At 62.6% G+C, this 11,810-nt stretch carries 11 protein-coding genes; 2 read left to right on the forward strand and 9 right to left on the reverse strand.

Features of this window, described 5'->3' with window-relative positions; genetic code table 11:
• The first annotated feature begins 75 nt into the window (after positions 1–75).
• Positions 76–360, forward strand: coding sequence for a CRISPR-associated protein Cas4 (locus tag ACT6VE_RS07950; protein WP_444798066.1), 285 nt, complete (start codon positions 76–78; stop codon positions 358–360).
• Positions 357–1,391 (forward strand): type I-C CRISPR-associated endonuclease Cas1c, encoded by a 1,035-nt coding sequence (gene cas1c, locus ACT6VE_RS07955; protein ID WP_444798067.1) that lies wholly within the window; start codon positions 357–359, stop codon positions 1,389–1,391. The genes ACT6VE_RS07950 and cas1c overlap by 4 nt, the downstream gene beginning before the upstream one ends.
• A 73-nt stretch (positions 1,392–1,464) precedes the next feature.
• Here the strand turns inward: cas1c and ACT6VE_RS07960 are convergent, their stop codons facing one another.
• From ACT6VE_RS07960 to ACT6VE_RS08000, 9 genes are all read right to left on the reverse strand, one after another.
• Positions 1,465–2,268 (reverse strand): hypothetical protein, encoded by an 804-nt coding sequence (locus tag ACT6VE_RS07960; protein WP_444798068.1) that lies wholly within the window; start codon positions 2,266–2,268, stop codon positions 1,465–1,467.
• 97 nt (positions 2,269–2,365) lie between these two features.
• A complete protein-coding gene (locus ACT6VE_RS07965) occupies positions 2,366–3,532 on the reverse strand; it encodes a PP2C family protein-serine/threonine phosphatase (protein ID WP_444798069.1) in 1,167 nt (388 codons plus the stop codon).
• 90 nt (positions 3,533–3,622) lie between these two features.
• Positions 3,623–4,102 carry a type VI secretion system baseplate subunit TssE gene (tssE, locus tag ACT6VE_RS07970; RefSeq protein ID WP_444798070.1) on the reverse strand — a complete coding sequence of 160 codons (480 nt, stop codon included), beginning with the start codon at positions 4,100–4,102 and terminating at the stop codon, positions 3,623–3,625.
• Between the two features lie 42 nt (positions 4,103–4,144).
• Positions 4,145–5,680 (reverse strand): type VI secretion system contractile sheath large subunit, encoded by a 1,536-nt coding sequence (gene tssC, locus ACT6VE_RS07975; RefSeq protein ID WP_444798071.1) that lies wholly within the window; start codon positions 5,678–5,680, stop codon positions 4,145–4,147.
• A 7-nt stretch (positions 5,681–5,687) separates the two neighbouring features.
• On the reverse strand, positions 5,688–7,181 hold the full coding sequence (gene tssC, locus ACT6VE_RS07980; protein WP_444798072.1) for a type VI secretion system contractile sheath large subunit: 1,494 nt from the start codon (positions 7,179–7,181) through the stop codon (positions 5,688–5,690).
• A gap of 4 nt (positions 7,182–7,185) precedes the next feature.
• A complete protein-coding gene (tssB, locus tag ACT6VE_RS07985; RefSeq protein ID WP_444798073.1) occupies positions 7,186–7,695 on the reverse strand; it encodes a type VI secretion system contractile sheath small subunit in 510 nt (169 codons plus the stop codon).
• A gap of 50 nt (positions 7,696–7,745) precedes the next feature.
• A complete protein-coding gene (gene tssA / locus ACT6VE_RS07990; protein ID WP_444798074.1) occupies positions 7,746–8,879 on the reverse strand; it encodes a type VI secretion system protein TssA in 1,134 nt (377 codons plus the stop codon).
• 186 nt (positions 8,880–9,065) lie between these two features.
• On the reverse strand, positions 9,066–9,674 hold the full coding sequence (locus tag ACT6VE_RS07995) for a DUF6931 family protein (RefSeq protein ID WP_444798075.1): 609 nt from the start codon (positions 9,672–9,674) through the stop codon (positions 9,066–9,068).
• Positions 9,675–9,683: 9 nt separating this feature from the next.
• Positions 9,684–11,720, reverse strand: a complete 2,037-nt coding sequence (locus ACT6VE_RS08000; protein ID WP_444798076.1) for a type VI secretion system Vgr family protein — start codon at positions 11,718–11,720, stop codon at positions 9,684–9,686.
• Positions 11,721–11,810 lie beyond the last annotated feature (90 nt).

The following is an 11,810-nucleotide window of genomic DNA, read 5'->3' on the forward strand; positions in this document are numbered from 1 at the left end:
ACAAGCGCGGCAAGCCGAAGCTGCACCGCGCCGACGAGGTGCAGCTCTGCGCCCAGGCGGCTCTGCCTGGAGGAGATGACCGGGTGTCCAGTGCCGGAAGGGGCCTTGTTCTACACCGAGACGAAGCGGCGGCTTGTCGTGCCCTTCGACGTGGAGCTGCGGCGGCTCACGGAAGAGGTGGTCGGCGATCTGCAGGCGGTCTTCGACAGCCGTGTGACGCCTCCGCCGACAACCCGACGCGAGCGCTGCCGCGCCTGTTCCTTGATCGAGCTCTGTCGCCCGGGCACGGTGGCCAGACCCGTCCGTGCCTGGCGTGGCCGCATGCTGCAAAAGCTGCTGGCGGAGGAGCCGGTGCCATGAAGAAGCTGCTCAACACGCTCTATGTCACCACCGAAAACGCCTCGCTGCGCAAGGACGGTGAAAATCTGGTGGCCGAAGTGGACGGCGCCGATCGCGCCCGCGTACCGTTGCATATGCTGGCGTCGGTGGCGGTGTTCGGCGCGATTTTCGTTTCGCCGCCGCTGATGGCCGCCTGCGCTGGTGCGGGCATCTCTATTGTGCTGCTGGATCGCAACGGCCGGTTTCAGGCGCGCATTGAAGGCCCGGTCACCGGCAATGTGCTGTTGCGCCGTGCGCAATATCGCGCGTCCGACCGGCCGGAAGAGATCGTCCGGTCGATCGTCATCGGCAAGGTCGCCAACCAGCGCTCGGTGCTGACGCGCTCCTTGCGTGACTATGGTCCGGAATTCTCGGAGCCGGATCGGGCGGCGATCATCGCCGTTATCGAGCGATTGGCACGCATCATCCGCCGCGTGGAGCTTGCCGATGAGAAATTGGACGAGATGCGTGGCTCGGAAGGGGAGGCGGCCAATCTCTATTTCTCGGTTTTCGACCATCTGATCCGCTCGCCGGATGAGGAGATGTGCAGGAAGGGCCGATCTCGCCGTCCGCCGCACGATCCGGTGAATGCTCTGCTCTCCTTTCTCTACACGCTGCTCACCCATGACTGCCGCAGCGCCTGCGAAAGTGTTGGGCTCGACCCCGCCGTCGGCTTCCTGCACCGTGATCGGCCCGGCCGCCCGAGCCTGGCCCTCGACCTGATGGAGGAGATGCGCCCGGTTCTGGCGGACCGGCTGGCGCTGTCCCTGATCAACCGCCGGCAGCTGCGCGCAAAGGATTTCGAGACGCGCGACGGCGGCGCAGTGATGATGTCGGACGATGCCCGCAAGCTGGTGCTGACGGCCTGGCAGGAGCGCAAGAAGGACGAACGGCTGCATCCCTTCCTGGAAGAAAAAGCGCCCCTTGGGCTGACGCCCTATCTCCAGGCGCAGATGTTGGCCGGCCATCTGCGCGGCGATCTCGACGCCTATGCGCCCTGGCTTTGGAAATAGAGGCGATCACGCTGGTGCTGGTGACCTACCACGTCACACCATCGAGGGAAACGGTGCGGCCCGGCTGCGAGCACTACATCAGCATGAGCTTGTCGTTCAGCGCCATCCAGCCGGCGGGCTCCTTGATCAAAGCTGCGGTGTCGTGTTTGCCGAAGATGCGGGTGAAGCTGCGCTTGGTGAAGATTTCGTGGAACATCGCCGAGGCGGGGCCAACGGGACCGCTGGTGGCGCCGAACGCACCGGCAATCACGGTTTCCTGGTAGGCGCGCCAGTGAACCTCCATCGACGTGCGGGCGACGAGCTTGCTCAGCGTCACCTTGATGCCGAGTTTGGCGACGGTGGTTGCGATATTGGTCGCAAGGCCGACGGCAGGGATCGGAATGGCGGCGCCCGCTAGACCCACGCCACGAACGCCGATCTTGGCGACTTTCGCCTTGAGCATTGCATCGACCCAGCGGGTGATCGTCTCACTCTTCTTGAAACCCTTGCCGGCTGCCTTGATGCCGATCAGATGCGCAGCGGTCGTGCCGACGGCGCTTCCCTCGCGCAGGATGCTGCCGACGTCGACGGCCGTCACGCCGGATGCCAACCCGCCCGCAAGGCTGACGGCGCTTCCCCCCAGGCCCTTGAACGTGCGCCCGGTGAAATATTTCCGGGTCTTGGGCGACAGCCCGTCATGGCCGTTGGCCAGAAAGGCCGGGTTCGGGATGACCTTCTCGTCGGCCTCCTCGGCGCCATAGGCTTCGCGAAGGAAATGGATGACGGAGACGAGGTTCGAGGCCGTGTCGTCGATACTCGAGATAGACTCCACGACACACCAGCACACGTCTTCCGCATCGGTCTTGTCGATGGCGCCAAAATTGAAACTGCCCGGCACGATATCCCCCTCGGTCTAGAGCTTCGGCCGCAAAGCTACTGCAAAGCCTATTCAATTAACAGTAGCGAACGCGCCCGCTACCCGCGTTTGTACCGCCTTAGCGCAACCGTTTCACGACCAGCAGGGTGATGTCGTCGAACTGTGGTGCTCCTCCCGCAAAGGCATAGGCTTTTGCAAGCACACCCCGGGCGAGATCACCAGCCGTAGCCCCCGGATTTGCGGCGACTTCGGCCAGCACGCTGTCCGTGCCGAACTGCATCTGGTCGGCGTTCTGCATGTCCGAAAGACCGTCGGAGGTGAGGAAGAGAACGTCGCCCTCGGCAAGAACGAATTCACGATCGTTGAACACGAGTGCCTCGATGACCCCAAGCGCCGGATCGGGAGCCGTTGAAACCTCGGAAACGGTGCGGCCGCTCGTGAGAATCGGATAGACGTGGCCGGCATTGCAATAGATGAGGCGGCCGGTCGCGACGTCCAGAAGGGCGAAGAACAACGTTACGAACCGCGAGTTCGGATTGTTCTTGCACAGTTCGTCATTGACGAGGGCGACGATCTCCGAGGGCTGCGGCACTCGCCCGGCAATGGCGTGGAATTGCAGCGTGCCGGCGCGCAGCAGGCTGCGCGTGCGCGCCATGAAGAGCGCTGCAGAGGCACCCTTGCCCGCCACGTCGCCGATTGCGAGTGCGATCAAGCCCGGCGTCACTTCAAAGACGTCATAGAGATCGCCGCCAATTTCGAGCGCCGGGTCGATGCTTGCGAAAATCTCCAGTTGCGCGGGATCGACAGGAAAGCTGGTCGGGAGCATGGATTTCTGGCAGAGCCAGGCTTCCGCCAGCTCGTGTTCGAGCCGCTCCAGTTGACGCTGGTTGATGTCGCGCAGGAACTTCTTCTCAAGCACCGCGCCCACACGGGCGGCAAGCAAGGCCGGGTTGAAGGGTTTGGGCAGATAGTCCTCGGCGCCCAGTTCAATGCAGCGCACCACCGTCTCGATTTCAGAGGCCGCCGAGATCATGACGACCGCCGTGGTCTTGAGCCAGCCCTCGTCGTTGAGTGCCTGCAGGGCATCGATGCCGTTCATGCGCGGCATCATCACGTCGAGAAGGATGAGATCGAAGGGCTCGGCGCGAACTTTTTCAAGGGCTTCGAGACCGTCGCCGGCCTGCACGACATTGACGATGCCCTGCCGCCGGAGACGCCGTGCCAGCACATCCCGGTTGTCTTCGATATCGTCGACGATGAGGACTCGCGCCTGGGGAAAATCCAAAGAGGACCTCGTGAGTGCTGGCCGGGTGACCGCGGCCGAGGCCGCTTACTGGCCGCTACGTTACGTCAATCGCCGATCGTTTCAAGGCCGTCAACGCCCGTTGATGGAGAGCATGCCGGTGACCGGGTCGATTGCCGTGTTGAAGATGACGGCCTCGGTGGTGGAATCCGTTTCGAGAATGGCGTTGATCTGGAAGCGCAATATTCGCTCGACCTGGTTTTCCGGCACGATGAGCGTCACGGAGAGTTCGCGGAACCTGGGCTCGAACCGGCGGATGACGTCCTCCAGGTTCTTGCGGAACTGCTCCTGCTGCGCCGGGGACGCGAGATGCTGGCTTTGCACTTCCGGCAGGCCATAGGTCAGGATCGACTGGCGCAGCTCCGTAAGCTTGGGGTCGGCGGGCAACCGGCCCGGTCGAGTGTTGAACAGAATTTCGAGGTCGCGCCGCACGGACTCGTGCAGTTCCTGCAACGCGCGATCGACGTTGCGGTCTGTTTCCATACTGTCACCCTGCAGCAGCCGATCGAAGAGGGAAAGCCGGGGAGGGGCCTTGTTGGGAAGCCGGGCCATGCTCTATCCTTTGTTTTGGGCGATAGTGGGCGTAAACATGCCCTATCGCGAGCGCATCGTCTGCACTTCGGTACGCATGCGAAAACCCGAGATGACCTGGTCGAACTGGAAGTGCGGCTGGAGATGCAGCACGCAGTTCATGACGCCGGGGCGACCGCTGATTTCGTTCATCTCAAGCCGGGCGCCGGCAAGCGGGTAGCGCGCTTTCAGTTCGGGGCCTGCGTCGGTGTTGCCGATCGTGTAGTCGCGCAACCAGTCTTCGAGGTAGCGTTCGAGATCCTGCGGTGTCGTATAGGCGCCGACCCGGTCGCGAGCCATGATCTTAACATAATGCGCAAAGCGGCTCATGCACATGACGTAGTGCAGCATGGCGGAAAGCCGGCCGTTCACCTGGGCGGGAAGGTCGCTGTCGTTCGGGGCGGCATAAAGCGATTGAGCGCCGAGAAAAACCACGGAGCGATCGAAATTGCAGGGGGTGAGCGCGATGAAACCAAGCGCCTCGAGAACCTTCTGCTTCTTGTCGGTCAGTTCCACCTCGAGCGGCCGCCTGTAGGCGATCGTCTCGGACGTCGAGAAGTTCGCCACCGGCAGATGGGCGACGACGCCGCCGAGATCGCCTTGCGGACCCCGCGTGCCGCACATGTCGGCAAACCAGCCCCAGTCGCGGAACGCCCGGATCGCGATGACGCCGAAGGCGAAGGCCGCATTGCCCCAAAGCCAGGAATCGACGCCCGTTCCGCCTTCGCTGTAGCGGAAGCCGTCCTGCCGCGAGGCGGTGTCGCGGTAGCGGTCGCGCAGCAGGACGCGCGGCATGGCGATACCGAGGAAGCGGCTGTCCTCCAGGTCGCGTAGCCGTCGCCACCGGTGGTATTCGCCGAGCTGAAAACCGGCGTCGAGCCGCTGGGCATAGGAAAGGTCGGCAAAGGTGCCGACCCCGAACAGTTCGGGTGCTGCGCCGAGAATGCAGGGAGAAAAGGACGCTGCTGCAACCTGCGCCAGGCCTGTGAGCGTGCCGACATCATCCTGCGCGCCCGCACCGGCCGGTGCGCGATGGCGCACTGCGTGGTCGCAGAGAAGCAGGCCGTACGGCACGCCACCCGGCATGCCGTATTCCTCACTATAGACCTTGGCGAAAAGAGTGCTCTGGTCGAATTCGATGGCGCGGTCGAAGTCGCGCGACAGCTCTGCCCAGGTGGCATTGAACAGCTTGACGCGCACCTTGTCGTCGTTGCCGGTCTCCGAGAGCAACAGCTCTACACCACGCCAGGAGGCTTCGAGCTTGGTGAAGTCCTCTGTGTGGATGATGGCGTCGATCTGGTCGCCAAGCAGCGGGTCGATCGCCGCGATGTCGCGGGTCAGGATCGCGCGCCAGCGTTCCCCGCCGCCGCGAGAGCCGAACCATAGACGGAGGCATTCGTCGGGGTCGTCGCAGTCCATGAAACGGTCGAGCGTGGCGGAGATCTCCTCCCCGCCACGCTCGAGAACCGCATCGACGATGCGAAGCCGGAGACCGGCCTCGCTGTTGGCGCCAGCGCCGCCGGAAGGGTTTTCCGTGGCGATGGCATCGTCCTGTTCCATGCCTGCGTCAGCCCATCTGCGGGATGCGCGCGACGAGGCGCATGGAGGCCGTCAACTCTTCCATCTGCAACCACGGGCGCAGATACGCGACGGCATTGTAGGAGCCCGGCGAACCGGGGACTTCCTTCACGCTGATCGAGGCTTCCGCCAGCGGGTACTGCGCCTTCATCTCGGCACTTGCTTCCGGATTGCCGTTGACGAAATTGCGGATCCAGTTGTTGAGCCAGGTTTCGCAATCGCTGACTTCCAGGAAGGAACCGATCTTGTCGCGGCCCATGACCTTCAGGTAATGCGAGAAGCGCGAGGTTGCCATGATGTAGGGCAGGCGGGCGGAAATCGCCGCATTGGCCGTGGCATCTGGCTTGTCGTACTTCTTCGGGCGCTGTGTCGTCTGTGCACCGAAGAACACCGCATAGTCCGTGTTCTTGTAGTGGCAGAGCGGCAGGAAGCCGAGCTTGGAAAGCTCTGCCTCGCGGCGATCGGTGATGCCGATTTCCGTCGGGCATTGCTGGTCGGCGTCGCCGTCATCGCTGGTGAAGGTGAAGGTCGGCAGGCTTTCGACCTTGCCGCCGCCTTCGGCGCCGCGGATCGCGACGCACCAGCCATATTTCGAGAAGGCCGATGTCAGGCGTTCGCCAAGTGCGTAGGAAGCGTTCATCCAGGTGAACTCGTCCGACTTCATCTTGGTGACGACGCCGTTCGCGCCGATCGGGGCTTCCTCGTAGGCGAACTCATCGATCTGCTTGCCCTGCGAGCCGTAGGGAACGCGGGCGAGCACGCGCGGCATGGTCAGCGTGACGAAGCGAGCGTCTTCGCTGTCACGGAAACCGCGCCACTTGATGTATTCCGAGCTTTCGAAGATCTTTTCGAGGTCGCGCGGCTTGGAGAGTTCAGTGAAGCTTTCCAGGCCGAACATCTTCGGGCTTGCGGCCGAGACGAAGGGTGCGAAGGACGCTGCGGCGACATTCGACATGCCCTGCAGCACTTCGAGGTCTTCCGTGCTGGAGCCGAATTCGAAGTCGCCGATGAGCGCGCCATAGGGCTCGCCGCCGGGTGTGCCGAACTCGGTTTCGTAGAGCTTCTTGAAGGTCTGGCTCTGGTCGAACTCGACTGCCTTGGTCAGGTCCTTGTGCAGTTCCTTCTTCGACAGGTTGAGAACGCGGATCTTCAGCGTGGCGCTGGTCTCCGAGTTCTTGACGAGGTAGTTCAGGCCGCGCCAGCTGCCTTCCAGCTTCTGGAAGTCTTCATTGTGCATGATAGCGGTCAGCTGCTTCGACATCTTCTCGTCGATTGCGGCAATCGCCTTGTTGAAGGTCTGCGTCAGGTTCTTGCTGAACGTGACGGTGCCGGAAAGGGCTTCCGACGTCAGCGTGCGGAGCAGATCCTGGATTTCGTCCGGTTCGGCAGTCTTCGTGACCTGGATGGCCTGGTCGAGAAGGCTCACGGAGCCGGTGTCTTCGGCGGCAGCTGCGCTGCCGGCTGCTTGGGTCTCGGCGCTCATCTGATTACTCCTTCGCACTCTCGGTGCCAAGCTCGTTGGCAAGGGCTGCAAGCTTGTCGGTGTTCTGCAGGACTTCTTCCAGAAGGCTTTCCAGCTCTTCGGAACGGTCCACCTTCGACATCAGGTCACGCAGCTTGTTGCGCACGGCCAGAAGCTTGCGCAGCGGCTCGACCTGCTGGACGACGGCGCCGGGTTCGAAATCGTCCATCGACTTGAACTTCAGCGATACCGGCAGCAGCGAGTCGTCGCCTGCCAGCGTGTTCTCGACCTTGAATTCCGCGCCGGGCGTCATGCGCTGCATGACGTCGTCGAAATTGTCGCGGTCGATCTGGGTGAACTTGCGGTCGCGCAACGGCTTCTGCGGTTCGTAGGACTTGCCGGAGAAATCGCCGATGACGCCGACGACGAAGGGCAGTTCCTTGCGGACCTGCGCGCCTTCGGTCTCGACGTCGTATGTGATGTGAACGCGCGGTGCGCGCACCCTCTTGAGTTTCTGTTGAACGCTTTCTGCCATGACGGCCCCCTCTTCAGATGGTTGAATTGCTGCTCATATGGACTGGTAAATCAATAACCTGTTTCAGCTGCTGGCGGCTTAATACCCGCCGCCAGCAGGATGCGCTGGAGGTGGGCCGGGTCTTCGACCAGTTCCACCAGAAGGTCGGGTAGGCTCATGCGCGCACGCCTGACGGCGTCTTCGAGCGTGTACGACATGGGCGAATGCGGTTCTGTCTTGCGAAAATAGCTGGCTATGCGGGTTAGCTCCGCCAAGGCCTCTTCGCGCGTCTGGTATCCGTCGATCTTGCGTACGGCCACAGTGCCGCCCGCTGCTGCCCGTTGTCCGGGCTCGCCTTCGGCCGCGTCTTCGGCGATGGTTTCTTCGCCAGCGGCAGAATAGTTCGCCACCGCCAGTTTGTCAGCGGCGAAATGGGTAATCGAGCGGGAGATCTCTTGCAGAAGCTCCCGGAGTGCGGAGACCGGCGGCGCATCCATTCCGGCGACCGCATCGAAGGCCTTGTCCATGTCCGCGAGAGCGGCGATCGTCTCCTCGATGACTGCCTGGGTTTCCGAGAAAAACGACGGCTGCGTATCCGCCACGCTTTCCTGGAACTGCTCCATGGTCACGGCGCCGTTGTCGATGCGCTCCTGCCGGCGGGCGGGATCGGTGACCTTGGCGAGATCGGTTGCCTGTTCGTAGTTCCAGAGGGAGAAGCTCCACTGCGAGCCGCGGGTGATCGGTACGAGCCGGATCGGCTGGATGAGCGTTCCGACCGCGCCCGACCCGTTGAGGCCGGCGACCGCGGAAACCTTGCCTTCGATGCCGTCTTCATCGAGCTCGGGAAAGCAGGGTTCCCAGAAGCCGGAGACGATACCGGTGATCACGTTCATGCCGTCGCGCAGGCCGGCGAATCCCTCCTGCCGCAAAAGCGCCTCGACCAGCCAGGCGGCGATCTCGAGGTCCTTGCCGTGCGAACCGATGATTTCCATCGCGGTTTCGGCGACCGTGATCCATTCCGGTGGCGGGGCTGCACCGATTTCGACGGCCGCGCGTTCGGCGGAGCGTGCGGCGTTGCGGGCATCCTTGGTACGATAGTAAAGCGACGTCGGGGAACTGTCGGCACGCGGATCCGTCCCGGCAGGAGCCTCCTCCGAGATATTCTGGAGCAGAGCATCGATATCAATAACCTGCGGCAGAGCCATGGGTAGATATCCTCCTTCCCTTGCGGGCCTCTTTACGGAAACCCGGGCGCACGCAGCTCCCGCCGTAATTGAAATCTCTAAACAGACGCGAACTCGGATACCGCTACACGCGCGGGCTGGCAGCAAGCATGCTTAGCCCCAAATACTTAATTGATCTTGAAGCGAATCTCCGGATTCGCCCTACGATCAATTCATCCCGGTCGGTCGCTCGCCCGGCAACCAGCCGTTGCCGCCATTGGCAATGTTTACCGCCCGGATGACAGCCGTCTCGAAACGGTTGACGAGTGTCGTTGCGTCACCCCCGGTAATCGATAACAACACCGAAGCACCCACGCCGATCGGACCCAGTCGTGGATCAGCATCCGCATCCGGCATGCCTTCAGGCGCAAGGCTGCCGCCCGACCAGAAGACTGCGAGCGCCGCATAGGCCGCCGCACCCGTAAACTTGGCTGATTCGGCACATTCCATGCAAGAGCGGCGGCGCGGTTCGTCCGGTTCGTAGACCCAGGCCGCGGTCCGCTCGAGGCAGAGTTGTTCCAGTTCGGCGGGCGCTGGAATATTGGTCTTCGCGACGATATAGGCCCACCAGATCGCCTCGCGCACGGGAAGTGCGAAAGCCAGGAAACGAATGGCGTCGCCAATGTTCTCCGCCTCGACGAGAAGCGAGAGGAAACCCTGCGGCGACAGATCGGGCAGCAGAAAGGGGCGCGCTTCGGCAGAGAGGTCCGCCCGGCTGCAGATTTCCTGCGCCGTTTCGGCCGTCAGCTTGCGGAAGGCTTCCGTCTGGATTCTCACCATCTACCCCTAATTGATCTTGACCATGCCACCCTTGACGGTGACCATGCCGTCGCCGGCGACATTGACGATCGGCCCCTTTACTTCGCTCTTGGCGGAGCCCTGGATCGTGACTGTGACGCCCTTGACGGTAATGCCGCTCGGGGTGATCTCCACCGTGCTACTGCCACACTTGAAGGTAATGCCCTGCATCGCTTCGAGCGTGATCTTGCCGGCGCTTGCCTTCGTCGTCTGGTTCCCTTTGGTGATGGTCAGGCTGTCATTGCCCGTGCTCAGCGTCACCGCGCGGTCGCCCTTCTTGAGGGTCAGCGCATCGTTGCCGGTCGAGAGCGTGACGGCGCGATTGCCCTTGGCGATATCGAGCGTTTCGTTGCCGGTCTCGACCTTCTCCGTCCGGTTGCCCTTCTTGATCGTCAGGGTTTCATTGCCCTCGGTGATCTCGGTGGTGCGGTCGTTCTTGATCGTGCGTTTCTGATCGTGGCCGACAGTCAGCGTGTCGTCGTTCTCGACCTCGCGCAAAAAATCCTTCTCGGCGTGGAAGGTGATCTTTTCCTCGCCCTTCTTGTCTTCGAAGGAGAGTTCGTTGGCATTCGCCGTCTGGCCGGACTTGCTGCTGCGGGTCAGGAGCCCGCTCTTGGTCATGTTGGCGGGCAGCGCCCAGGGCGGCATGTTGTCGGCATTATAGACCGCGCCCGTAACGAGCGGCCGGTCCGGATCGCCATCGAGGAACTGCACGACCACTTCCATGCCGATGCGCGGCACGAAGACCGAACCCCAGTTGCTGCCGGCAAGCGACTGCGCCACGCGCACGAAGCAGGAACTCTTCTCGTTCTTCTTACCGTAGCGGTCCCAGTGGAACTGCACACGGATGCGGCCATATTTGTCCGTGTGGATCTCGTCGCCGGCCGGCCCGACGACGATCGCCGTCTGCGGCCCTTGGACGACCGGTTTCAGCGCGGGCAGCGGACTGCGCGCAATACGCGTCGCCGGCATGCAGGTGAAACTGTTGCGGTAATAGGGTCGCCCGTCGGTTCCGGCGCGCACGTTGAAATGCGCGCGATCGACGGCCTCGTGGCGGACTTCAGTCAGCACCAGCCGGCGGTTTTCCGTCTCGACCGGATGCTCCTTGAGCGTGAAGGCGTGCCCGCTGGTGAAGCTTGCGCAGGTCCCGGCACCGGTCGCGGTTTCGAAGCCGGCTTCGGCGGCGTCGATCGCCGCGGTCGCAAAGAGCTTCAAGCTGCCCGCCTTGAGGGACGAGCCGGGAAAGCGGTAATGCTCCCATTTCTTCGACGACGCGGGCTGCTGGTTGGTCTTGCGCTCCCCTTCGATATTGTTCGCCGGCTTTTCGAAGTCGTAGTCCTCGATATGCCAGGTCGCGTCGGTGAGGCTCGCCCCCGTATTGAAGGAATGCACGCTGTCGACGGCCTCTTCCTGCCCCTGGCGATACAGCACAGTGTCCTGGGTGCAGTCGACATAGGCCGAGGCATTGTCGGTGAGCACCAGCTTGTGGGAACCATTCGTGTGCTTGAAGAAGTAGAAGATGCCCTCTTCCGCGAGGATGCGCTGCAGGAAGTCGAAGTCGGTCTCGCCGAACTGCACGCGATATTCGCATGTCTCGTAGGTTCCGGTGAGCTTCTTCTCGAAGACGACGTCGCTGTCGGCCAGCAACTGCTCGGCGATGGCGACAACGGTCTTCTCCTGAAAGACCTTGTGGTCGGACGTGCGCTGGGCAAGCCAGAGCGTGGGCGAGATGACCATCGTGTAAAGCCGGTAGTCGTTGCGCGTGAAGGCGCCGGCGGAAAACGCGGTGACGATACCGTTGACATAGCGGCGGCCGCCGCCCGGTTTGGCCATCGAAAGCGTAACGCTCTTGCCGAGCAGATCTTTCGGCTCGATGGAGGCACGAGAGGAAATCGCGCTGACGGTGAACTCGAAAAGGCTGGAAATCCCTTCCGTCCCGCGCGCTTCGGTTGCGACGAAGGCGTTTTCCCCGAGAGGTGTCTCGAGGGTGATCCAACGGTCCTCTTGAACTAGGATTGTTGCCATGAGGTACTAGGTGCCCGATGGATGCGCGCAGACACGCATCGCCGCGTAATGCAATCGAATATCGGGGCGCGGGGTGAACCACCAAAACAG

Source organism: Shinella sp., from assembly GCF_052438155.1.
Classification (GTDB): Bacteria; Pseudomonadota; Alphaproteobacteria; order Rhizobiales; family Rhizobiaceae; genus Shinella.